Below are 23917 nucleotides of genomic sequence, written 5' to 3'. Positions count from 1 at the left end.
GGGCCGGCAACGGGATCGTCCGCGAACGTCGCCGAGGAACGTTCGGTGAGGTCGGTAACAATCGAATACGCGTCAGTATGCGTCGTATACTAAACGAGGCCGGTGTGGTGCCAGTAGGCGATGGATTCGCTACCGCTCGTCGACCGAACAGTCCTTGTGACCGGCGGTGCGGGCTTCGTCGGGAGCCACCTCGTCGATGCGCTCGCGCCGCACAACGAGGTTCGCGTACTCGACAATCTCACGAACGGGACGCGGACGCACGTCCACGACGACGCTCAGCTTATCGAAGGGAACGTCCGCGATCCGATCGCACTCCAGCGCGCCTGCGATGGTGTCGACGTCGTCTTTCACCAGGCCGCAGTCGTCAGCGTAACCCGAAGCGTCGACGCACCGCGGGAGACGAACCGAACGAACCTCGAGGCCAGTCTCCTGTTGCTCGAACAGGCCCGCCGGGAGGATGCCCGGGTAGTGCTCGCCTCGAGCGCCGCGATCTACGGCCATCCCGAGGAGTTACCAGTGACCGAGACGGCCCCGACCGATCCCACCTCTCCCTACGGGGTCCAGAAACTCGCACTCGATCACTACGCGCGCGTCTACGCCGACCTGTACGACCTCGGAACCGTCGCGTTGCGGTACTTCAACGTCTACGGTCCGCGCCAGCAGGGCCCCTACAGCGGTGTGATCTCGACGTTCCTCGAGCAGGCCCGCGCCGACGAACCGATCACGGTCGAGGGTGACGGTGAGCAGACTCGCGATTTCGTCCACGTCGACGACGTCGTTCGGGCGAACGTTGCTGCGGCGACCACCGACCACGTCGGCGAAGCGTACAACGTCGGTACCGGCGAACGAACGAGCATCCTCGAGCTAGCGGAGACGGTTCGACGAGCAGTCGACGCGGATTCGCCGATCGTCCACCGATCCCAGCGGCCGGGCGACGTTCGCCACAGCACTGCGGACGTCTCGAAAGCGAAAGAGAAACTCGGCGTCAGCGCGCAGATCGGTCTCGAGACAGGGATCCAGGATCTCGTTGATCGAGTGGCGACCGCGGAGGACGCCCGCGGGACGGCGGACTCGAGCGACGAGACGCGACCGACTTACGGTTGAGTCACCTGGAACGGAATGGCGAGCAGCCATCGCCGATCCTAATCGATACTGTCACATTGAGAGTGGTCGCCCGGAGGGAGTGTCGGGTTTCTAGCCGTGTAGGTCCGCGATAACTAACGAGTCGTCTGTTGTGAGAAACGACTCCATGGCACTCATCGATACCATCGTCGTGTTCGTCGTGAGCCTGCTCATCGGTGCGCTCGGGATTTACATCGGCGCGCGGGTAGTCGTCGACACGGAAGACTACACGTATGCGATCATCACCGCCCTGCTGGGCGCGATCGTCTGGGGCGTCGTCGGTTTCTTCTTCGGCTGGATTCCGTTACTCGGACCGCTGCTCGTATTCCTCGCCTACCTCGCGATCGTCAACGCGCGATACCCCGGCGGCTGGACCCAGGCCGTGGCGATTACGATCATCGCGTGGTTGTCGGTACTCATCGTCCTGTACGTGCTCGCAGTGCTGGGTGTAACTGCGTTCGACGCGGTTGGCGTTCCGGGGACGTAGCCGTCACTCGACGGTGATTCGCGGACCGGACTTGCGACGACCGAGATAGCTTCTGTTGGACAGCCACGGACGCGGAGAGTCGACACTGATCCTGACGGCACCGGTCAATCGTCTCTGCCCCCGGATCGAACTCGGCGGACGTCGATTCGGTCGTGAGGTACAGTTTCAAAGGACATACAGAAATACTAATAACAATAATTGACTTATAAAAAATACTTTGTGGTGGGATGTCGTCGGTACGTGACACCCGTGAACAGCCGGAACAAAACTGACAGATCCATCGAAAGGACATGAGCGCACACACTCGCGGCCGGAGTCTCACCGGTCCACACATACCAGAATTTGTATGATTTTGATCATCGACCTCCCGGAATCAGTCCCAGTGTTGCAGCTCGAGGCGGGCCCGCATTTCGCCGCCCTTCTCGGTATCCTCGCGCTCGTGGTTCTCGGTGCCGTTCTGATCGCCCGCAATCGACTTGAGGCGACGGCGGGGACTGACACTGAGCCGAGACCGCCTCAGGAGGACGTTATGACCGACCAAGAGAGGGTTCGGAATCTCGTCATGGACAACGGAGGGCGAATGAAACAGTCGGCGATCGTCGACTCCGTCGACTGGTCGAAAGCCAAAGTTAGTCGACTGCTCGCCGACCTCGAGGAGGACGACGAGATCACGAAGCTCCGTCTCGGGCGTGAGAACCTCGTCTGTCTGCGTGGATACGAACCCGCTGCCTCGCGTTCGCCCGAGCGGGAGTGAGTCACACAACCGTTGTTTTCCAGCCGTGAACGAAGCGGCGGTAACCGGTTTCCGAACAGGCATTATCCGATTTCTCGCTGGAAAGGTTGCGTCGGTTTATGCGTCGAAACTACGATTCAGAGACGCCGTCAGGGCGAAACATGAAGACACGCAACCAAGTACTCGTCGTGGTCACTGCGTTGATGCTTGTGTGTTCGGCGATGGCGATCGGGGCAGCGGGAACCCTGGCCGCCGACGAACACGAAGACGATGCGGACGACTACGATGAGAACGACTACGACGACACGGAGGTAGACGACGAAGACGATGTACCGACCGACGATCCTGTTGACGATGAGGAACCGATAGATCTCGACGAACATGACGATCAACCGATCTTCATCATCGTTGACGAGCTGACCATCGAGCAGCTCAACGTCGAAAACGTCTACGTGCTCGTGATCGACGAGGACGTCGACGTGGCGGCGCTCGAAGAGATGCTCGAGCAGGTCGAGGAGGACCCGACCGAAGAGGTCCCAGTCGAGGAAGAACCGGTTGACGACGAACCCGTCGACGATGAACCCGTCGACGACGAACCTGTCGACGACGATCCGGTTAACGACGAACCCGTTGATGACGAACCGGTAGACGATGAACCCGTCGACGACGATCCGGTTAACGACGAACCCGTTGATGACGAACCGGTAGACGATGAACCGGTTAACGACGAGCCGGCTAACGACGAACCCGTCGATGACGAGCCTACGGAGTCGTTCACCGTCGATAACCTCGATGCACCTGAAACCGCTGCAGTTGGTGAGATGATCACGGTCACGGCGACCGTCACCAACCCGGCTGACGAGCAATCGACCCAGGACGTCCAGTTCCGACTCGAGGGTGACCTCATCGAGTCTCAGGAAGTAACGCTCGAGGCGGGTGAAACCGACGATGTCGTATTCGACATCGACACCACCGGACTCGCACCCGGCGAGTTCGTTCACATGGTCCTCACCGACGAGTTCGGTCAGGTCGCCTTCATCGAGCTAACTGAGGAGGACGAGATCGACGACGAACCGGTCGATGACGAACCCGTAGACGACGAAGAACCCGTGGACGATGAACCAGTTGACGACGACGATGACGACCTCGACGACGACCTCGATGACAATGACACCGACGACGACGAGTTCGACGACGACGACGATGAAGACGTGTTGCTCGCCGTCACGACCTAATCACGACAGCCATCTCATCCGGATCGGATGAGACGCCGCAGTCGCTTTTTTCGGTAGCAAACCGGGCACTGTTCAGATAAGCTGGTTCCAGCAGTGTGCGAAGCTTTGCAGCCAGGGTTCGGCGGTATTTGGATCGGCGTTTCTGAAACAATCCCCGAACGAAGAGGTTCGTCGTTTTACTTGTTGTACTATACGTTCCACGGCGTTCCGATTTCCGTGGTGTTGGTATCGAAATCGGAGTCGGTGTCGATGGAGTGCAGCCCGTAACCACGATGTGGAATCGACGAGAGACACGGCGTCATTGACGTCGTGTGTGAGATGGATCACCGTCTCGGGCACCTGATCCGGTGATTTGCCGCTGGTAGGCAGTCGATTTGCCTTCTGTGCCCGGTTGTGAACGGGGAATCGGGCCCGTCCGACACCGAATCTCTCGAGCACGGCAACAGTCTCTGAAAATGATTGTACAGACGGTGTGGAGTGAGGCGCATCAGTTCGCGCGGCGCCGCTTTCCGCTCCACAGAACCCAACTGAATCTCCGTACTAGACCCACAGCCCACAGAGGCTGATGGATTCCGGCATAGAGATCATAGATCCACCGCCTCGTTCACTCGATCTCTACTCTGAATACCGCCGCAAGCCGCGGACGCAAGTCCGGGCCTCGAGCGGCCCTCGAAGCGGAACGGACCTCAGCTCAACAGCGTGTAGAGCCCGCTAGCGGCGACGGCCAGCAAGACGAACACGCTCGCAAGCACGGGATCGACGCTCGAGAACACGGGAGCTTCGAGCCCGGCGAGGGCGATCAGAACGAGACCGAGGACGCTAAGGACGACGTGGCCGACGAGGACGGTCGAATAGCCGTCGGAATTGCCGTCGATGTACCCGACGACGCGGTCGAAGTGGGGACCGGGCTCAATCGTCTTGGCGTCGGAATCGTATTCGATCACTGCGTCCTCTTCGAGCTGTGGCAGATGGGTCTGCTGCAGCGAGACGTAGACGCTCTTGTACAGGTTATTCGGGACCGACGACGTCTCCGACTCGGTGGCTGCGATCTCCGAGGCGACATCCGAGACGTCGATACGTTCGTGGTGCACCGACAGAATCTGTACGATCGCTCGTCGTCTATCGTTGCCGAGTATGTGGAAGATTTCACTTTCCTCGAGCGGCCCTGATCGGCGTGTTTGGACAGACATTGATTACAGTCGTAACAGAGCGTTCTCAGTGAAACGCCGGCCACCACCTACCCTCATAACTGGGTTGATGTTCGACAACCTCACTCTTCAACGTACTGCTTGGGATATCCGGGATTAGTATATCATGTTCCACGAATTTTGGTACTCCGCCCGGGTAGAACCGTTCCCATTCGGGACACAATCGACACCAGTTCGTGAACCGGGTCGGTTATCGAGGAAGGTGGCCGCCGGACTGCATCTCGCGATACGTGGTACACGCCGGGCAGCCGTGGACAACGTCACCGTTGTCTCCGAACACACGGGCGAACTGCTGGGTGACGTGCGTTCCGCAGTTGCGACAGCGAGCGCCCGCTGACGACGATTCCGTTGGGTTCCAGTTGACTCGTGTGGATTTCATGGGTATCGGTGAGTAGTGGATAACTCGTCGACTCGAGTCCATCCGACTGGTTCGATCAGCCACATCCGGCTAACGCTGCCCGCGATGGCCGACTCGAACCGGACAGCGCCTCCAGACGTCGTTGTATCCGCGTCGTCAGATGTGGATAAAGGACGTTGACTGTTCACCCAACAGGTCGGTTCGACTACCTGGTAAATTGAGTGTTTCTGGGCGTTTTCCGCCACTATAGGCGCTCTGGGCGGCGTTTTCGAGTTGTATACGATCGACGGCTGTCAACGTGAGTTCAGATGTATTGTCCGGTATTTGATTATCTCCACTCTCTATCCACGGATTCGACTCGACGAAATCAAGTATTTCCAGCTAGAAATTTGAAATTTCTGTTGAGAATGGTTTCACTTCCTCACATAAGGTGGATCGTTATAAAATACCACACTCGCTTACCGGTTAGATCGACGGAACATACGACAATGTCAACCCAGGCAACCAACACCCAGGCCGACTCGAACGTAACGACGATCGCGGCACTCGACGTCCTCGGCGACGAGTGTGCACGGACGATCCTCATCGCAACGAGCGATGGACCCCGAACGGCAAAGGAGCTCACCGCGCGGACCGAGAGCTCCTCGGCGACGGTGTACCGGCGGATCAATAGCCTGCTCGAGAGTGAGCTTTTGGCCGAATGCATTCGATTTGAACCCGACGGAACGCATACGACCGCCTACGAGGCCACCGTCGGTCGGCTCGACGTACGAATCGACACCGATGGCATCGACGTCTCGAGAATCAGCCGCGACGAACGCGCCGAGTGAGCACCCGGTCACCGACACGGAGTTGTCTTTTCGCGTTGTATCGGTCGTGGGCAGCCAGGATTCTCCGGCCACTTCCTCCTGTCGACTGTGTGCCGTGGCGGTGAACGTTTTCGATTCGAGACACTCACGCAGCCCGATTGTTTCATTCGCGTCCATCGGAGAGAAAGAAGCCATGAAACACCTGTATGATGCGGATAACAAATATCCAGTCAGCGGAACGGTCCATGTGATTGAGCAATGCACGATCTGACCGGCTTCCAGCGAGACCTCCTGTACGTCATCGCAGGCGCAGACCGTCCCTCGGGCCAGACTGTCAAAGAAGAGGTCGAACAGTACTACAGTTCGGAGATCAACCACGGTCGGCTGTATCCGAACCTCGACACGCTCGTGAACAAGGAGTTAGTCGAGAAGGGTCAACTCGACAGACGAACGAACTACTACGCGATCACGGACGACGGGCAACGACGGATCAGTGATCGGCGCGAGTGGGAAGAACAGTACGTCGACTTCTGACGCCACCGGTGTGCCGACTCGGCCCTGCTGAAAGAGCACACCTTCGTGAGTGTCGGCCGCTCGAGGAGCGGTAGCTCTCCAGGAGTGCTCCGTCGGATGGCGGGTAATCCTGGCATAACAAAATTGCATAGCGGAAACTACGTCAACGATTCGAGCATGTCCGCCCCAGAGTATCCGATCGAATCGCACCGGCGCCGAAAGTGGCGAAACACAGCGAGTGTCCTATGAGTCTTCGAACGCGGACGCAGACCCGGTTCGGAGAGCTACTACGATATCCGACCGATCTGGCCACTGTCTCGCTACTCGCGGTGGTGACGTACGTTATGGTGACGAGTCTGGCGGTAGGAAGTACGCTCAGGTTGCTCGGGGCGATCGCGCTCGTCCTCTTTCTGCCCGGCTACGCGCTGGTTTCCGTCTTGTTTCCCGCCCGAGCACGCGACGCCCGGACGAACGCGAGAACGATGATGGAACGCCGACCAGGCGGAATCGACACCGTCGAGCGAGTCGGTCTGGCGTTGCCACTCTCGATTGCGATTGCCGTGCTGGCGACGATCGGGTTGGCAGTGACCGACTGGGGACTGGCAGCGGAACCCGTCGCGGCCACGCTCGCCGGAACCGCCGTACTACTGGCCCAGATCGGAGCGATACGGCGGCTTCGTGTTCCGGCGCCGGACCGGTACACCGTCTCGCCAGGTGCCGCGATCGGTCGGGTGTACCGAACTCCCGAGGCGACGATAAACGTCTCTGCGATCGTTCTGACGATCGCCGTCGCCGTTGCGGTTGGCGCGCTGCTGGTCGGCTTTCTCGCCCCACTCTCTGCTGGCGGGTTCACGCAGTTTGCGATCTACACCGAGGACGAAAACGGCGAGCTCGTCGCCGACGGCTTTCCAAGCGAAATCGAACCGGGCGAATCGGTCCCGGTGACGATCAGCCTCGAGAACCACGAAGGGCAGGCGACGAACTATACGATCGTCGTCCAGGAACAGGTGATCGACGACGGCGAGGTGGTCGAACGGACCGAACTGCGGGAGATCGACGCCCGGATCAACGGCACCGGACCGGTAACGGCAGAACGAAGCGTCACTCCGACCGCCGATCCGGACGAAACCGTCCGGATCAGCTTCCTCCTGTTCTACGACGACCCGCCGGCGGATCCGACCAACGAGAACGCCGCCGAAGACGTCTACTTCTGGGTTACCCCGACCGAGAACCCGATCGAAGACGGCGACTCGAGCGACGAGGAAACCGCTGATAACGACGGCAACGCCGACGACGGCGAGGACGTCCCAGATAACGATAGCGACGGTGCTCTCCCAGACAACGACAGTGACGGTGATCTCTCCGACAACGACAGTGACGGCGCTCCACCGGACAACGACACCGCCGCTCCTCCCGGCAACGACACCGACGAAGGGACGGCGGACGACGACGACGATGATTCGTTTAGCCTCGAGGATATTTTCGGCAGCGACGACGACGCCGACAACGACTCCGCGGAGTAAGCAATCGCCTCTCCGTGATCGGCTAGCCGGCACGGTTATCGGTCGGCGCGTGGTGCGTGCGGCGCTGTTCCTTTCCGCTTACTGGCTTACCGGAGGGACCGGCAATGGGTTCCGTCTCGGATGGACAGGCTGCCGCCGTGGCAACACCGTGACGCAACGAGCGGTGACGACGCCGGATTCCGGACCGGCCGCTGCCCGAGCGGAGCGGAATACCGGGCGACCAGATTCTCGTGAGACGATCCGAGGTCGAACCCAGACGGTCACGCGCGTCGCGACTCGACGGACTGGCCGTGTGCAGTCGCCTCCGAAGCGCGACGATCACGCCGGAGGCTGAGAAACACACTGTGAACGGGTAGGGTCGAACTGGGTGTTAGCGTCTGGTCAGCGTAACCGGTGCACGGATCGTGAGACGCCGCGATACGTACTGAGCGAGAGCCACGACGAACGAGGCCCCACACAGCGCAAGCGCAACCAGCGGCGCCGCTTCGGGACCCAGTGGGGAAACAGCGAGCCAAGAGACCGCAAGCGCCAGCGCGCCGAACAGCGCCAGGCTCGCGTACAGATAGTGCCAGGCCCGGTAGCTCTCGAACCGACGGTCGAGGTACGGATCGAACGTCTCTTCGCTGGGTAACAGTTGGATCGCGTGGCCGTCGGCGTCCCACTCGACGATCTCGTGCTCCTCGAGCATCGGGAGATGCGTCTGGTACAGTGAGATGTACACGCGCCGTCGCTGTGCCCGGGTCACCTCGTCGGGGGCGGTGTCGTTCTCCCAGGCTGCGACCTGTTCGACCAACGGTGCGAGATCACAGGACCCGTGTTGGCGTTTCAGATACTGGACGGTATACCGTCTGCGAGCGTTGCTGAACACGTCGAAGAGTTCAGCCTGTGAGAGATCAGTGTCGGTCATAGGGGCTCTCGATATCCCGGGGTGTTCCCGTTCCCGGTGTGACGGGTGGTTTCGGATACCTCACACCAGCGTACTGCGACTCTGTGACACTTTACTATCTCACGGCTACCCTGAAGAAAGCGCGTGGTACCCGTCATGACTCGTGAGTGACTCGACAGCCGAACAGTTCCGCGCCGATGCCGCGTCGGAGCCGACAGGAGCGGGGATCGGTGAACGAACCAGACCCGCCGCGGACGTCTCTTCGGCGGTGTAGTTCGGAGCTACTGGACCGTCAGGCCGGGGATAACAAAGCGTCGTTACCGGTTGTATCGGAGTGAGTGCCCTCACCGGGTATCGACTACCATGACTGTACTACACACACGTTCGCAGACCGGCTGCCCGCCCGACGAGGTGATCGTTCGTGGGTGACGTTATCTGTGGCAACCGCTGTTCGATCGCCGACGACGCCCGCGTCGGTACCGGCGAGTTCGACGAGCCGACGCGGATCGGCGACGATGCGACGATCCGTTCGGGATCGACCATCTACGCCGGCGTCACTATCGGCGACGAGTTCACGACGGGTCACGACGCCCTCGTTCGCGAGGAAACGACGATCGGGAACAACGTTCTGGTCGGCACGAAGACCGTAATCGACGGGCAGACGACGATCGACTCGCACGTTAGTCTCCAGACGGGAGTCTACGTCCCGACGGCGACGACGATCGGCTCGAACGTTTTCGTCGGCCCGGGTGCCGTTCTGACGAACGACGAGTACCCGATCCGAACCGACGACGGTCTCGAGGGCCCCACCATCGAGGACGGCGCCTCGATCGGCGCGAACGCGACCCTGCTTCCCGGCGTCACCGTCGGCGAGAACGCGTTCGTCGCAGCCGGTGCGGTCGTCACCGAAGATGTCCCTCCGAAGACGCTCGCCGTCGGCGCGCCCGCCCAGCCGCGAACGCTTCCCGACCCCCTCAAAGGACCGAACCAGCTCGTATGACGGAGATACCCATCGCCGATCCGGAGATCGGTACCGAAGCCGTCGACCGGGTGTACTCGGTCCTCGAGAGCGGACAGCTCGCCGACGGTCCCGAAGTCAGGGCCTTCGAGCGCGAGTTCGCCCGCTACTGTCGTACGGAGCACGCGGTTGCGACCTCGAACGGGACGACCGCGCTCCACGCGGCCCTGGAGGCGCTGGGCGTCGGCGAGGGCGACGCGGTCGTCACCTCGCCGTTCTCGTTCGTCGCCAGCGCCAACGCGATCCGCCTGGCCGGTGCGACCCCCGTCTTCGCCGACGTCGACCCCGAGACGTTCGCGCTCGATCCCGCACAGGTCCGCGAGGTCGTCCGGGAGCGCGAGGACGTGGCGGCGATCATGCCGGTCCACCTCTACGGGCTGGCCGCCGACATGCCCGCCCTGACAGAAATCGCCGACGAACACGACCTGGCGGTGCTCGAGGACGCCTGCCAGGCCCACGGAGCCGCGATCGACGGCCAGCGGGTAGGCAGCTTCGGCGATGCCGCCTGCTTCTCGTTTTACCCCACCAAAAACATGACCACCGGCGAAGGCGGCATGATCACCACCGACCGCGAAGACGTCGCCGAGCGCGCCGCCAGCTACATCAACCACGGCCGGGGCGCCGACGGCGGCTACGAACACCTCGAGATCGGCCACAACCACCGGATGACGAGCGTTGGGGGCGCACTCGGGCGCACTCAACTCGAGCGCCTCCCCGAGTTCAACGAGGCCCGCCGCGAGAACGCGGCTTTCTACGACGAGAACCTCACAGCCCTTCCGGTGGAGACGCCGACGGTGCCCGACGGCTACCGCCACGTCTACCACCAGTACACGATCAGAACCGCCGACCGCGATGCGCTCGCCGAATCGCTCGAGAACCGGGGAGTCGGCACGGGGGTCTACTACCCCACGCCGATCCACCGCCAGCCCGCGTACGAAACCGTGAGCGCGGCCGCTGCGACGTTTCCGCGGGCTGAGCGGGCGGCCGAAACCGTCCTCTCGCTTCCCATCCATCCGAACCTCTCCGCCGACGACCGACGGACGGTGGTCGCGGCGATCACGGACCACTTCGAACACGCATGACCGTCGATATATCAACCTCGATCGAATCACCGACCGTTCGCGCCGGCGTCGTCGGCGTCGGCGCGATGGGCGAGAACCACGCGCGCGTCTACAGCGAACTCCGAAACGTCGACCTCGTCGGCGTAAGCGACCTGGATACGGAGCTCGCGGAGCGCGTCGCCTACGCCTACGGCACGACCGCGGTTCCGCTCGAGGAGTTGCTCGATACCGTCGACGTCGTCACCGTCGCGGTACCGACCCACGCCCACTACGAGACGGTATCGGCCTGTCTCGAGGCCGGCGTCCACGTCCTCGTCGAGAAACCGATCGCCGACTCGATCGAGCGCGGCCGAGCCCTCGCGCGGCAGGCGGCCGACGCGGGACTCGTCCTGCAGGTCGGCCACATCGAACGGTTCAATCCGGCCGTCCAGACGGTTGCGGAGCTCATCAGTGATCTGGACGTGATCGCCATCGACGCCGAGCGGCTCGGACCGCCGGTCGATCGGACCGCGATCGACGGCGTTACCGACGACCTGATGATCCACGACGTCGACGTCGTTTCGGCGCTGCTCGACTCCCAGCCCACGTCGATCGCCGCCGCGGGTACCGACAACGGCCAGTACGCGACGGCAAAGATGCGCTACGACGACGTGATCGTCTCGCTGACGGCGAGTCGGCTCACCCAGAAGAAGATTCGGCGCTTTACCGTCACGGCCGAGGAGTGTCTGCTCGAGGTCGACTACCTCGAGCAGTCGGTCCAGATCCACCGCGACTCCTACCCCGAGTACGTGACCGACAACGGCCGCAAGCGCTACCGCCACGAGAGCGTCATCGAGCGCCCGCGGGTCGAGAACGGCGAACCACTTCGACGCGAACTCGAGTCGTTCGTCCACGCGGCCAGTACGGGGGGGTCGCCGGAGGTAACCGCCGACGACGGACTCGACGCGCTCGAGACGATCCAGCGGATCAATCGACTCGTCAACGGCGAGGAAACGGAGGTGCACGCCCGGTGAGTCGGGGTCGCGTCGATCGGCTGTACGGCTCCGACGCGCCGGCCGCACGGCAGCGAGCGGCGTTTACCGGGGGGTCGGTCCCGGTCGCCGTCTACGGACTCGGCAAGATGGGGCTTCCCCTCGCGGCCGTCTACGCCGAGGTGACCGGCGACGTCACCGGCGTCGACATCGATCCCGCGGTCGTCGACGCCGTTGCTGCTGGCGAGAGCCACATCAGTGGCGAACCCGGACTCGAGGAACTGGTCCGGGAACAGGTCGGCCGCGACCGGCTACGGGCGACCACGGACGGTCCCGCCGCCGCGACCGATGCCCGTATCCACGTGATCATCGTGCCGACGCTGCTCGACGACGACCGCGAGCCGGATCTCTCGACGATCGAAGCGGTCGTCAACGACATCGCCGCCGGCCTCGCTCCTGGCGACCTGGTGATCGCCGAGTCGACGCTGCCGCCGGCCACCTGTCGGGACGTGATCCGTCCGCATCTCGAGGCCAAAAGCGGCCTCGAGCGCGGGTCCTTCGGCGTCGCCTTCTGTCCCGAACGCACCTCCTCGGGAACCGCCCTGCGGGACATCCGCGGCGAGTATCCCAAGGTCGTCGGCGGCGTCGACGATGAGAGCACGCGCGCGGCGGCGCTCGTCTACGACGAACTCTCGAACAACGACGTCCACGCCGTCTCGGACGCGACCACCGCCGAGGCGGTGAAGGTGTTCGAGGGCGTCTACCGGGACGTCAACATCGCCCTGGCGAACGAACTCGCGCGGATCACCGATGAACTCGGGATCTCGGTTCGGGAGGCGATCGACACCGCTAACGAGCTGCCGATGTGCGATCTCCACGAGCCGGGGCCGGGCGTCGGCGGCCACTGCATTCCGAACTACCCCCACTTCCTGCTGGCCCAGACCGCCGATCCGATGTGTCTCACGCGGACCGCGCGGACGATCAACGAGGGAATGCCCGGATTCACCGTCTCGAGGCTCGTCCGTGAACTCGCGACGGGTGGGGTCGACGTCGAGGACGCCACCGTGCTCGTCTGTGGCCTCACCTACCGGCCGGGCGTCGCCGAGATGCGCTCCTCGCCCGCGATCGAGATCGTCTCTCGGCTTCGCGATCTCGGCGCGACCGTGTACGGCGTCGACCCGCTCGTCGACCCGGCAGCGTACGGTGCTCACACCCTCGAAATCGGCGATATTCCGGACCAGTCACTCGATGCCGCCGTGCTCGTCACACCCCACGAGGAGTTCGACCGGATCGACTGGGGCACGCTCGAGCAGCTGGTCGTCGTCGACGGCAGGGACGCGCTCGATCTCGCTGACAGCCACCACCGAACGTACACCCTCGGCGGGTCGAGAACCGATCAGCCGGCGGCCCTCGAGCGAGCGACCGCGAGCGTCGAGACTGGCGGGCGATCCCAGCGCAGTCGAGCGGACGGCGGCGACGTGACTCGCGAGTAACGACAGTGTCGACGGTCGCACTGGGGACCCGGCAGGCCGGTCACTCGATCTGATAAACGGCGATCTCGTCGGAATCACACGCCGGGCAGTGCGTCGTCCCGGTCGAAACCGTCGTTCCGCAGTGTCGACACTCGCAGACGACTGTTTCGGGAGACTGTGACTCACGCTCGGCTGCCGTCGACGTGGCTGGGGCGGCAGCCGAGCGCTTGTCCGAGAGGAGCCCAGAGAGGAAATTCGAGATGCTCATACATTCGAACGATTTTCTGTAGCTGCGGGTGGTTGATAAGTATTTTTAAGGTATAAATATACCATTATTTCATACAATCCTGCTGTTTGGGGACCGGAAATTAGCCGGAGGAGAGTCAGCGGACGGGAGGAATCGGTCGAGCGAGGGGAACGGGACGGTTAACAAAGCGGTGGGCGGTCGCGACTGAAGACGACCCCCGCGATGCACGTGCTCACCCTCACGACGAACGCCGACGCCCCGTTTATGACACAGCAGATGGCCGCCTTAGAGCGCCGCGGCGTCACGTTCTCGACGCTGTCGGTCGCGGGCGAGGTCGGCGCCGACAGCTCGCGAACGGCGGGTGACTACCTCCGGTTCTTCCCGGACGTTCTCCGGGAGGCGCGCAACGGCTACGACCTGATCCACGCCCACTACGGGCTCACGGCGCCGATGGCGCTCGCCCAGATACGAACACCGGTCGTGCTCTCGCTGTGGGGTTCGGACGTCCACGGGCCGGTCGAACGCGTCAGCCGCGTCTGTGCGCCGCTGTGCGACGAGGTCGTCGTCATGTCCGAGGAGATGCGCGACTTGCTCGGCCACGAGTGTGCCGTGATCCCCGACGGCGTCGATCTCGAGCGGTTTTCCCCGAAGCCCCAGTCGGTCGCCCGCGAGGCGGTCGGCTGGCCCGACGACGAGTACCACGTGCTCTTCCCGTACTCGCCCGAGCGACCGGTGAAAAACTTTCCCAGAGCCCGGCGGATCGTTGACGTCGCCGACGGACTCCTCGAGAAGCCGGTGACCCTCCAGACGATCTCCGGCGTCGATCACGACGCCGTCTCCGACTACATGAACGCCGCCGACGCGCTGTTACTCACCTCTCGCACCGAGGGGTCCCCGAACTCGGTGAAGGAGGCACTCGCCTGTAACCGCCCGGTCGTCGCGACCGACGTGGGCGACGTACGCGAGCGACTCGCGGGCGTCGATCCGTCGACGGTCGCCGACACGGACGAGAAACTGGTCGACGGCCTCGTCGACGCTCTCGAGGCCGGGGTGCCCTCGAACGGCCGCGAGGCCGCCCGCGAGGTCAGCCTCGATGCAACGGCCGACGCGATGCTCGCAGTCTATCGGCGAGCCGTCTCGATCGAGCGCAAGCCCGTCGAGCGCAAGCAACTCGGTCGAGAGAAGGCGTAAACACACCGGCGCTGTCGCACCGCCCGAAAACAAGGTTCGGTAGGGGCCGTCTACTCGGTGATCGGAACCAGTAGGGAGGGGCTGTCTCGCGTCAGCGGTGACTGACGAGGGGGCTTTCGTCGACCGCGGCCGGAGTTCCGGTCACTCTCGCGGTGACGTCGGCGATCGTCTCGACCCTGAGCTCCGTCTCGGCCCGTTTCGTGTCGACGTACTCGAGAATCGCCCGCAGTCGGGCGTCGTCGCGCTGGGTCTGGAGGTTGTTCGGATGAAGCCACATGTGAAAGACGCCGTCCGACCGCGCGGCCTGATCGATACCACGACGGGCCAGCGTGACCATCGGATCGTCCCACACCGACTCCGCAACCGACCGAAGAGGTCCCTCGAATCCGAACAGGAACAACGAGGCGGGCACGTTCACCAGGCCGTGTTCGTCGACTGCGGGCTCGACCAGCAGCGAGCGGCTCCGGAAGGTCGACTCGAAGACCCCGCGAACCCCGTCCGGCGTCGGAGATCGGCCGCGGTAGGCCCTGAATCCGAGTTCTGCGAGTACGTCCAGATGGCCGACGTCGTTTCGCGGGAAGACGAACGACTCGAGCGGGACGCCCCAGTCGGCGGCGATCTCGTCGCAGCGCCGCAGCTCAGCGATCGCGAGTTCGCGCGAGGTGTCGGGCCGACCGAAGAGAACGTGGGAAAACGAGTGACTGGCGAGTTCGTGTGCCACGTCGGACTCGAGGATTCGCTCGACCAGATCGGAGCCAAAGCGGAGCTCCGGGCGGTCGGCCCACGTCGTCCGTTCGCGGTCGAACCAGCCCTCTGGCGCGGGATGGTCGGCGTGTTCGCCGTCGCACCCCTCGAGCATGAGGTGGCCGACGACGGCCCAGGTGGCCGGAACGTCGAACTCCTCGAAACACTCGAGTAACACTTCCCAGCCGCGCCGGCCGCTCTCGACGCGGCCGACCGGCAGCGGCTCGAGGTCGTGAAACCCCCAGCCGAGTTCAGCGTCGAGAGAAATCACGACGCTACCCATCGCACCCACCATACGACACGTGTACCATAGCGGTATCGTACTCGGGAACGGGTTTTGTTATGGATTCCCTGACCGTGTTCATCGCCCACATAGCGACGACGACCATGTCTCGAGCAGTCGTCCACGAACGGCCGATTGTCTCCGGTTTCGGACCGTTGTCGACGTGCAACCTCCGTATAACAAAGCCCACGTCTCGCCACCTCACCGACAACGGGCGTGTACGCGCCTCGATTAGTAATCATGAGCGGATCTACCCCTACGTCCGAACGAGCGTTCGTACTCGGACTCGACGGCGTGCCGTGGTGTCTTATCGAGCGATGGACCGAGGAAGGCGAACTGCCCAACTTCGCCGCGATGCGCGAGGAGGGAGCGTCGGGAACGCTCGAGAGCACGCGGTCGCCGACGACGCCGCTCGCGTGGCCCTCCATCGCGACCGGCGTCTGGCCCGACAAACACGGCATCTACGGCTTTCAGAACCTCTCCTCGGAGTACAGCCACCAGATGTACACGAGCCGGGATCTCAAACAGCCGACGCTGTGGGAACAGCTCTCCCCGGCGCAGGTCGGCAACGTTCCCATGACCTACCCGGCCGCGGAGATCGACGGCACGCTCGTCACCGGGATGATGACCCCCTCGACCGAACAGGAGTTCACCCATCCCCCCGAGTTCGCCGACGAGATCGCAGACCGGATTCCGGACTACCAGATCAGTCTCAACTACCCGGAGTACGCCGACCGTCTCGACGAGTTCCGCGTTGCCGTCGAAGAGATGCTCGCGAAGCGTCGAGAACTGATGCGACTGCTGATGGAGCGAGAGGACTGGCAACTCTTTTTCTTCGTCTTCACCGCACCCGACCGCTTCCAGCACCTGGTCTGGGAGATGGACCTCCTGCTCGAGCACTACAAACTGCTCGACGAGATCCTCGGCGAAGTGATGGCCTACACCGACGAACGCGACGCCGACCTCTACGTCGTCTCCGACCACGGATTCGGCCCGATCGAGAAACTCGTCTACGTCAATCACTTCCTCGAGCGCGAGGGGTACCTGGTCGAGCGGGAGGACGAGGGGACCCGCGGGGCGCTCGCGAGTCTGGGCATCTCCCGAGACCGGGTCACGAGCGCGCTCAGCCGGGTCGGCATCACCGAGGAGCTTCTGGTTTCCGCGCTCCCGCGGCCGCTGCTCGACTCCGTCGCCTCCCAGATTCCCGGCCAGCACGCCCTCTACGACGTCGACTACGAGCGAACCGTCGCCTTCGTTCACGACGCCGGCAACTGCTACATCAACGACACCGAGCGCTTCGAGAAGGGGATCGTTCCGCCGAATCAGGTGGCGGACGTCAAAGCCGAGATCGCCGACCTGTTCGAGTCGGTCACCGACGACGCCGGCGAGCGAATCCTCGACGTCTACGACGGCGACGACCTCTTCCCGACCGACGACGAGTCGCCCGATCTCGTCGTCAACGGCCGCGGGATCTACGAGTCCCGGAACGCGATCACCGACGAACCCTTCGGGGACACCGGTTGCTACGCCGCGAGCCACCGTCCCGAGGGGATCGTCCTCTGTCGCGGCCCCTCGATCGACCCCGGGGCGACTCTGCGCGGGGCGCGAGTCGTCGACATCGCCCCGACCCTGCTCCACGGAATCGGCGAACCCGTCCCCTCAAACGTCGACGGCCGGGTGCTGTTCGACGCGTTCCGGGACGACGCACCCGCCTCGAGAACCAGAGTCGAACGGACTGATATCTCTCGAGATCGCGAGGAAGCGGCCGTCGACGACGACTTCACGGCGGTCGAAGACCGCCTGAAGGGACTCGGCTACATGGAGTAACCCGGATTTCAGACCACCTCAGAAGTCGGAACCCACACCCAGTGCTCGACAGGGAGCCATATTACTCGAGCGCGCGAGCCGTCAACACCGGGACAGAAGAGCGGCCGACGACCCGCTGTGAACAGCTTCCGAAAACGAACCGATCGATACCGGCCCGACTCTCGGTTCCCATCGCGAGGAGATCGACGTCGTGGCCGTCGGCGTAGCTCGCGATCACCTCGTGCGGAACGCCGTGTTCGATCGACCGCGTCGTCGCGACGCCGCGGTCGGCCGCCCGGCGCTCGACGGCGCTCGCGGCTTCCCGTGCCTGTTCTTCGAACGCCTCGAGGACGACCGACAGGTGCGAGTGGGTGTCATCGACGACGGAAAGGACGTGCACGCGGGCCTCGAGCGCCTCGGCCAGCGAAATCCCGTGGTCGACCGCGGCCTCGACGCCGGGACGACCGTCGGTCGCGACGAGGATCGTCTCGATCGGCTCGACGACGCCACCAACGGTTGCGCTGACGGTCAGCACCGGCACCGGTGCGTCGCGGACCACGCCACTGGCGACGCTGCCCGCAATCAGTCGGCCGAGTCCGGTTCGTCCGTGGGTCCCACAGACGATGAGATCGATCTCGTTCTCCTCGGCGTAGTCGAGTATCTCGCGTCTGGGCGCACCCCCGCGGACGCTCGCCTCGACCGCGAGGTCGCGGTCGGCCGCCTCGTCTGCGATCTGGGCGACGATCCCCTGGCCAGTCGCCCGCCAGTCCTCGTCGACGAGCTGCCAGGAGACGTCGGATGGAACGTCGGCCGCGTAGAGAACGTGGACGTCCGACCCGAGTGCCTCGGCCAGCGAGAGCCCCTGCCGACACGCAACCGTCGCCTGTTCGCTCCCGTCGGTTGCCAGGAGGATGTTCGGAAACATCGAGTGATCTACGGCCTCGAGAACCAAGTAGGTGACACAGGCCGGCGAACGTTCGTCGATGATTTTATAACCAATTATTGAGCAGAACTGGTATGGATCGTGCACTCGCAGTCGTCGATGGAACGGAGTCGAACGGAGACCTGCTTCGCGAGGCGGGCGAACTCGCAGCGGGAGTCGGCGCGTCGGTCGTCGTTCTCTCGGTGATGACCCAGGATGGGTACGACGAGGAGATCGCGGCGCTCTCGGAGATCGAGAACATCGAGCGAACCACCTACAACAAAGAACCCGAGCACCTCACCGAGGCTGCCGCCGAACGGGCGGCGACCCAGCACCTCCCAGACGTCGAGTACGAAACCCGCGGGCTGCTCGTCGACGACGCGGGCGACCAGGCCGACGCGATCATCGACACGGCCGAGTCGACGGGCTGTGATTACGTGTTCCTGGTCGGCAAGCGTCGGAGTCCAACCGGAAAGGCGCTGTTCGGCGACACCGCTCAGTCGGTGCTTCTCAACTTCGACGGCCGCGTCGTCGTCACGATGGAGTAGCCGCGAAGCCAACACCCCGACTCAGCGAACGCGTCCGAGTCCCGATTTCGCACGCGCAAGTGCGGGATACAGCGTGTTGTACACCCCGTTGGGCGTATGTCGTGCGCCCGTCCGAAGCGCCCGGTGTGACAGCGGCGGCCCCGAGCCGTCGACGAGCGCCCCGAGGTCCGCCCCCTCGAGCCACGCGAAGAACGTCCGCTCGGCCGGCGATCGCGGATCTGTCTCGACGACGCGGTCGCGGATGTCCGCCCACATGTAGCGTTCGTCGTCGCCGAGCACCCACCGGCCGCGCTCGAACGACTGCCGGAGATCGTGATACTCCTCGTCGGTGAACGGGTAGCCGTGATCCGCGGGCTCGAGGCCGGCCAACCGCAACCCGACGGCGGTCCGGTAACACTTCTCGCAGACGCCACAGTTGCCGTCCATCCGGACGTTGCACGTCTGCAACTGGAGGTCGGGGGCCTCCTCGCGAACGTAGTCGGCGATCAGGTCGATGCGCTCCTGGCGGGTCAGTTCGTAGGCGTCGTGGTGGCAATCGGTGCCCGACCAGCGGACGTAGTCGTCGATATCCGGCCGCGAGCCCCACTCGAGGTCGATCCCCTCCCAGTGGGTCGCGGCGACGTAGAGGTCGTCGATCCCGCGCGCGTAGGTCATCGGTGCACAGAGCCCGAGCAGTCCGAGGCCGTGACCGACGGAGCTGTACCAGCCGCCGTCGACGTAGCGGCTGTAGTGAGCGAGCAACATCATGTGATCCAGAAACGAGAGCATGTTCGACTCGAGAAACGCCGTCTCGAGGCCACGCTCCTCGGCGAACGCCGACACGTTGGATCGGACGTCCTCCCACTTCCCGTCGTCGTGAGCCGCGGGTGTGATGGTCCAGCCGCGGATGCTCACCAGCAGCGGCGACGCCTCGCGGTGGGCGACGTACGAACACATCGAGTCGACGCCGCCGGTGAACAGCAGGGCGCTGTCGGTGTCGCTCGCTCGCTCGTCGTCACGGGCGCCGTCTCCGCGTCCGAGGTCGGCCGCGGCGTCGACGGTGTGACGGCTGTACAGCGTCCCGCCCTCGAGGAAGTCGTACATCGAGAGCAGCGACGCCTTGACGTCCTCGAGGGCGCGGGCGAACCGGGCGTCGACGCGATTGACGTAGACGTCCGCGCCGTTGGCCCAGGCAACCGGACAGACCTGCGCGAGAACGGGAATCGTGAGCACACTCTCGGGAACGTCGTCGATGGGAACGTCGTACTCGACGTGAAACGAGTCGCTGCCGAAGAAGCGCTCGAGATCGGGCGTCGTTCGGACGGTACACCGGAGCGAACGCCCGGCCGCGGTCGGGGGATCGATGAGTATCGAGGACATGACGTGAGTTACGACGCAAGAGTCCACGAACGCAGTTCACTATGCGGACCGTATCAGTCGGAGAACGATCGGCTGGCACCGCCTACCGCAGGCTCCGCGGGTGTCGACAGGGACCGGGACTGCAGCCTCGAGCGAGTGGTGCGGACGACGACCGCACGCAGGAGCGATACGCGGTCGACCAGGCCAGCGTCGGAATCGCTCGACTTGCGAACCGAACGGGTAGGAGCCGTATAACAAACCCCGTCGTTGGCAACCCTTCCGGCAGTCTATGAGCCGTCAGTCCGCCCCAGTCGACGACCGGCAGAGCGGAGTGAGACGATGAGAGAGTCCGTCCAGAACGGCATCCTCGCCGTCGGCTTTTTCGCCGTCGCCGCTGCGATACTGCTCGCTCGAGCGACGCCCGCGAGCGGCTACGAGCCGTCGATCTACGCCGCGACGCCGACGGCGACGTGGGCCGGGTTCGCCGTCGCTCTCGCGATCGCGGTCTACACGACGGTGACCGCTCGCGGCGGCGGCCAGCAGGTCGGGATCGGCCTCGGCGCGCTGTCAGTGACCGCGATCGTGAGCCTCCCCGTGATCAGGAATTACCGCTTTCTGGGACTGGGTGACGGGCTCACGCATCTGGGCTGGGCACGGGATTTCGTCGCCGGCGACCTACTGCCCCACCAGCTGTTCTACCCCGGCCTCCATGCCGTAACGTCGGCCCTTCACCTCCTCGGCGGCGTCCCCCTCGAGCGAGCGATGTTGATCACCGTCGTCTTCCTGTTCGTCTCGTTCGTGGTGTTCGTTCCACTGGTCGTCCGGGATCTCACCGGGAACGCGATGGCCGTCGGGACGGCGGCTATCGCCTCCTGGTTCATCCTGCCGATCAACAACATCGCGACCCACATGGGTCCACACACGAACTCGAACGCGCTGTTTCTCGTTCCCGTCGTGCTCTTCGCGTTCGTCGCCTACACGCGACGGCGGGCGACGCTCGAGCGTCTCCCGGGCGGCCTCTCGCCGTTCAGCGCCCTGCTCGTCGTGCTGGGGATCGGACTGCTGCTGGTCCACCCTCAGCAGATGGTGAACGTCGTGGTGTTGCTCGCGGCGATCGGCGGGGTGCAGTTCCTCGCCCGACGTCGGTACGCCGATCACCGGGTGAGTCAGCACCCGACCGCGTACGCACACACGGCGATCCTCGGGGGCCTGTTCCTCGTCTGGGCGTTCGCGAACGAGCGGTTCAGGCGGGCAGTCGGCGGCCTCCTCTACGGGCTGCTCGCGCAGGATATCGGCGGCGGGGCGGAGGTAGACCAGCGCGGGGCGTCGCTCACGGAGATCGGCGGCAGCCTCGGCGAGCTGTTCGCCAAGATGTTTCTCGTCGCCGCCGTGATCGGGCTGATCGCCGCGCTGTTCGTCCTGCTCGTCTGGCTCGGTCGGACGAGCCTCGATCCCGAGGGCCGGATCTTCGCGACCTACTTCGCGCTCGCACTGGTTCCGCTCGGGGGGATGTTCCTCGTCTACTTCGTCGGAACGCCGACGATGGCGTTTCGGCAGGTGGGGTTCATCTACGTCGTGCTGACGATCCTCGGCGGGGTCGCACTCGCACACGGCTTCGGCTGGCTCACGGGACCACTGACGACACCCGGCGCGAGCGCACTGGCCGTGACGTTTCTCGCTGCCTGTCTCGTGCTCTCGCTCGCAACGGTGTTCGCCTCGCCGATCATCTACAGTCCGACCCAGCACGTCACCGACCAGCAGATGACCGGCTACGGGGCGGCGGTCGAACACCGAAACGACGATCTACTGATGGCCGGCCTCGGCTACGGTCCGGACCGCTTCGGTCACGCGATCAACGGCGTCGAAGGGAGCGAACGGGCGGGCATCCACTACGGGGGTGGCGCCGGCGGATCGGTGAACGTCTCGGAGTTCGAAGCGGGCAATTACAGCAGCGCCTACCACGGGATGGACTACCACTTCGTCTACTCCTCGTTCGACACCACTCGAGAGTTCGAACTCTACAAAGAACTCCACCACTCCGAGGACGCCCTCGCGGGCCTCGAGGCGGATCCGAGCGCAAACAAGGTCGTCTCCAACGAGGAGTTCCGGATGTACACCGTTACCGGCGAGGAGTAACGGAGTTTGGAGAGCCTACAGCCCGAAATCCACGCATAACAAAGCCTGACAACTCCCTCCAAACCTGATACGACACATGCCTGCCCTCGACGACGTACGTGTGCTGGATCTGACGAGGGTCCTCGGCGGACCGTACTGTACGATGTTACTCGCAGATCTGGGTGCCGATGTGGTAAAGATCGAGCCGCCGGGCGGGGACTTCGTCCGAGAGACGCCGCCGTTTCACGACGGAGACGACAGCTTCGGCGGCTACTTCCAGAGCATCAATCGCGGCAAACGCAGCCTCGAACTCGACTTCAACGACGAAGCCGACCGCGAGCAGTTTCTCACGCTCGTCGCGGAGGCGGACGTCCTCGTCGAGAACTTCCGCGTCGGAACGATGGAGAAGTTCGGCCTCGAGTACGAACGGCTCGCACGAATCAACCCCCAGCTCGTCTACGCCTCGATGCGAGGGTTCGGCGATCCGCGAACGGGCGCGAGTCCGAAACAGGACGAGCCCGCCTTCGACCTCGTCGCGCAGGCCCTCGGCGGCGTCATGCACCTCACGGGACAGGAGGACGGACCGCCGACGAAGGTCGGATTCGGTATCGGCGACATCTTCACCGGTGTGCTTCACACGGTCAACATCCTCGCCGCGCTGCACTACCGCGAACGGACCGGCGTCGGGCAGTTCGTCGACACGGCGATGTACGACGCGATGATCAGCCTCGCCGAGCGCGCCGTCTACCAGTACTCCTACACGGGCGAGGTTCCCGCCCGCCAGGGGAACTCCCACCCGACGCTGTTTCCGTACAACGCCTTCGAGGCCGAAGACGGCTACGTCGTCATCGCCGCCCTCGGCGACAACCACTGGCGGGCGCTCTGTGCGGCGATGAACCGCCCCGACTGGATCGTCGACTACCCCGAGGCCGCCGACCGACTCGAACACCGCGAGACGCTCCGGGAGGGGATCGCGGACTGGGTGAGCACACAGACCGTCGACGAACTCCTCGCGGCCCTCGAGACGGACGTTCCCTGCGGGCCGGTCCAGGACGTCGCGGACGTCTACGACTGCGACCACGCGAAGAGCCGGGAGATGCTGATCGAGGCGACGCTCCCGAACGCCGACGACACCGTCACGATCGCCGGAACGCCGATCAAGATGGCGAAGACGCCCCCGGAGCCCGGCGAGCGCGCACCGCTGCTCGACGAACATCGGGCGGAGTTACTCGAGCGCGACCGCGCCAACGATTTCGAGCGGGCGAACGACCCCGAACCGGACTCGAGCCCCGTCGGCGTCTCCGACGGCGGCAGCCACGACGACTGA

22 protein-coding genes and 1 pseudogene are annotated in these 23917 nt (G+C 64.0%); 16 read left to right on the top strand and 7 right to left on the bottom strand.

The genetic code is table 11. From position 1 onward, the window contains the following. Window positions 1-120: 120 nt before the first annotated feature. The 4 genes from AC6I6S_RS20235 to AC6I6S_RS20220 all read left to right on the top strand — a co-directional run bounded on the left by AC6I6S_RS20235 (window position 121) and on the right by AC6I6S_RS20220 (window position 3577). Window positions 121-1104: an NAD-dependent epimerase/dehydratase family protein gene (locus tag AC6I6S_RS20235; protein ID WP_497952751.1), complete on the top strand. Its 984-nt coding sequence runs from the start codon at window positions 121-123 to the stop codon at window positions 1102-1104. 145 nt (window positions 1105-1249) lie between these two features. After that, a complete protein-coding gene (locus AC6I6S_RS20230) occupies window positions 1250-1609 on the top strand; it encodes a hypothetical protein (protein WP_497952749.1) in 360 nt (119 codons plus the stop codon). Window positions 1610-1955: 346 nt separating this feature from the next. Next, window positions 1956-2363: a helix-turn-helix transcriptional regulator gene (locus AC6I6S_RS20225; protein WP_497952748.1), complete on the top strand. Its 408-nt coding sequence runs from the start codon at window positions 1956-1958 to the stop codon at window positions 2361-2363. 140 nt (window positions 2364-2503) lie between these two features. After that, complete coding sequence (locus tag AC6I6S_RS20220; RefSeq protein WP_497952747.1) at window positions 2504-3577, top strand: CARDB domain-containing protein; 1074 nt, start codon at window positions 2504-2506, stop codon at window positions 3575-3577. A gap of 72 nt (window positions 3578-3649) precedes the next feature. On the opposite strand, the pseudogene AC6I6S_RS20215 reads toward AC6I6S_RS20220, so the two are convergent. The 3 genes and pseudogenes from AC6I6S_RS20215 to AC6I6S_RS20205 all read right to left on the bottom strand — a co-directional run bounded on the left by AC6I6S_RS20215 (window position 3650) and on the right by AC6I6S_RS20205 (window position 5164). After that, window positions 3650-4134: pseudogene (locus AC6I6S_RS20215) on the bottom strand (transposase family protein). Between the two features lie 129 nt (window positions 4135-4263). Continuing rightward, the gene (locus tag AC6I6S_RS20210; protein WP_497952745.1) at window positions 4264-4767 is read right to left on the bottom strand and encodes a DUF7344 domain-containing protein; all 504 of its coding nucleotides are present in this window, start codon (window positions 4765-4767) and stop codon (window positions 4264-4266) included. 208 nt (window positions 4768-4975) lie between these two features. After that, window positions 4976-5164 (bottom strand): DUF7563 family protein, encoded by a 189-nt coding sequence (locus tag AC6I6S_RS20205; RefSeq protein ID WP_497952744.1) that lies wholly within the window; start codon window positions 5162-5164, stop codon window positions 4976-4978. 467 nt (window positions 5165-5631) lie between these two features. On the opposite strand from AC6I6S_RS20205, the gene AC6I6S_RS20200 reads away from it, so the two are divergent. The 3 genes from AC6I6S_RS20200 (at window position 5632) to AC6I6S_RS20190 (ending at window position 7988) form a co-directional block, all read left to right on the top strand. Next, complete coding sequence (locus AC6I6S_RS20200; protein WP_497952743.1) at window positions 5632-5973, top strand: helix-turn-helix domain-containing protein; 342 nt, start codon at window positions 5632-5634, stop codon at window positions 5971-5973. Window positions 5974-6210: 237 nt separating this feature from the next. Beyond that, entirely contained in the window at window positions 6211-6486 is a 276-nt protein-coding gene (locus tag AC6I6S_RS20195; protein ID WP_255171693.1) for a PadR family transcriptional regulator, read from the top strand. 224 nt (window positions 6487-6710) lie between these two features. After that, window positions 6711-7988 (top strand): DUF1616 domain-containing protein, encoded by a 1278-nt coding sequence (locus tag AC6I6S_RS20190; RefSeq protein WP_497952741.1) that lies wholly within the window; start codon window positions 6711-6713, stop codon window positions 7986-7988. A 370-nt stretch (window positions 7989-8358) separates the two neighbouring features. On the opposite strand, the gene AC6I6S_RS20185 is transcribed toward AC6I6S_RS20190, so the two are convergent. Next, window positions 8359-8895: a DUF7344 domain-containing protein gene (locus AC6I6S_RS20185; RefSeq protein ID WP_497952740.1), complete on the bottom strand. Its 537-nt coding sequence runs from the start codon at window positions 8893-8895 to the stop codon at window positions 8359-8361. 400 nt (window positions 8896-9295) lie between these two features. On the opposite strand from AC6I6S_RS20185, the gene AC6I6S_RS20180 reads away from it, so the two are divergent. The 5 genes from AC6I6S_RS20180 to AC6I6S_RS20160 all read left to right on the top strand — a co-directional run bounded on the left by AC6I6S_RS20180 (window position 9296) and on the right by AC6I6S_RS20160 (window position 14834). Beyond that, complete coding sequence (locus AC6I6S_RS20180) at window positions 9296-9874, top strand: acyltransferase (RefSeq protein WP_497952739.1); 579 nt, start codon at window positions 9296-9298, stop codon at window positions 9872-9874. Beyond that, on the top strand, window positions 9871-10974 hold the full coding sequence (locus tag AC6I6S_RS20175) for a DegT/DnrJ/EryC1/StrS family aminotransferase (RefSeq protein WP_497952737.1): 1104 nt from the start codon (window positions 9871-9873) through the stop codon (window positions 10972-10974). Before AC6I6S_RS20180 ends, AC6I6S_RS20175 begins: the two co-directional genes overlap by 4 nt. Continuing rightward, window positions 10971-11966 (top strand): Gfo/Idh/MocA family oxidoreductase, encoded by a 996-nt coding sequence (locus AC6I6S_RS20170; protein ID WP_497952736.1) that lies wholly within the window; start codon window positions 10971-10973, stop codon window positions 11964-11966. The genes AC6I6S_RS20175 and AC6I6S_RS20170 overlap by 4 nt, the downstream gene beginning before the upstream one ends. Next, complete coding sequence (locus AC6I6S_RS20165) at window positions 11963-13417, top strand: nucleotide sugar dehydrogenase (protein WP_497952734.1); 1455 nt, start codon at window positions 11963-11965, stop codon at window positions 13415-13417. Before AC6I6S_RS20170 ends, AC6I6S_RS20165 begins: the two co-directional genes overlap by 4 nt. A gap of 448 nt (window positions 13418-13865) precedes the next feature. Then, a complete protein-coding gene (locus AC6I6S_RS20160) occupies window positions 13866-14834 on the top strand; it encodes a glycosyltransferase (protein WP_497952733.1) in 969 nt (322 codons plus the stop codon). A gap of 91 nt (window positions 14835-14925) precedes the next feature. On the opposite strand, the gene AC6I6S_RS20155 is transcribed toward AC6I6S_RS20160, so the two are convergent. After that, entirely contained in the window at window positions 14926-15861 is a 936-nt protein-coding gene (locus tag AC6I6S_RS20155; RefSeq protein ID WP_497952731.1) for a polysaccharide deacetylase family protein, read from the bottom strand. A 240-nt stretch (window positions 15862-16101) separates the two neighbouring features. Between AC6I6S_RS20155 and AC6I6S_RS20150 the strand changes: the two genes are divergently transcribed. Then, a complete protein-coding gene (locus tag AC6I6S_RS20150) occupies window positions 16102-17688 on the top strand; it encodes an alkaline phosphatase family protein (RefSeq protein WP_497952730.1) in 1587 nt (528 codons plus the stop codon). 61 nt (window positions 17689-17749) lie between these two features. Here the strand turns inward: AC6I6S_RS20150 and AC6I6S_RS20145 are convergent, their stop codons facing one another. Beyond that, the gene (locus AC6I6S_RS20145) at window positions 17750-18592 is read right to left on the bottom strand and encodes a universal stress protein (protein ID WP_497952728.1); all 843 of its coding nucleotides are present in this window, start codon (window positions 18590-18592) and stop codon (window positions 17750-17752) included. A gap of 92 nt (window positions 18593-18684) precedes the next feature. Between AC6I6S_RS20145 and AC6I6S_RS20140 the strand changes: the two genes are divergently transcribed. Beyond that, window positions 18685-19137, top strand: a complete 453-nt coding sequence (locus AC6I6S_RS20140) for a universal stress protein (protein ID WP_497952726.1) — start codon at window positions 18685-18687, stop codon at window positions 19135-19137. Window positions 19138-19158: 21 nt separating this feature from the next. On the opposite strand, the gene AC6I6S_RS20135 is transcribed toward AC6I6S_RS20140, so the two are convergent. Further along, entirely contained in the window at window positions 19159-20496 is a 1338-nt protein-coding gene (locus tag AC6I6S_RS20135) for a hypothetical protein (RefSeq protein ID WP_497952724.1), read from the bottom strand. Between the two features lie 318 nt (window positions 20497-20814). Here AC6I6S_RS20135 and AC6I6S_RS20130 point away from each other — a divergent pair, with 318 nt between their 5' ends. Both AC6I6S_RS20130 and mct read left to right on the top strand, forming a co-directional pair. Next, window positions 20815-22611, top strand: a complete 1797-nt coding sequence (locus tag AC6I6S_RS20130; protein ID WP_497952723.1) for a hypothetical protein — start codon at window positions 20815-20817, stop codon at window positions 22609-22611. A 76-nt stretch (window positions 22612-22687) separates the two neighbouring features. After that, complete coding sequence (gene mct, locus AC6I6S_RS20125) at window positions 22688-23917, top strand: succinyl-CoA:mesaconate CoA-transferase (protein WP_497952721.1); 1230 nt, start codon at window positions 22688-22690, stop codon at window positions 23915-23917.

The sequence above is a fragment of the Natrononativus sp. DTA114 genome (assembly GCF_059736515.1).
The sequence above is the reverse complement of the archived record's forward strand: the minus strand, read 5'-3'. Positions and strand labels throughout refer to the sequence as shown.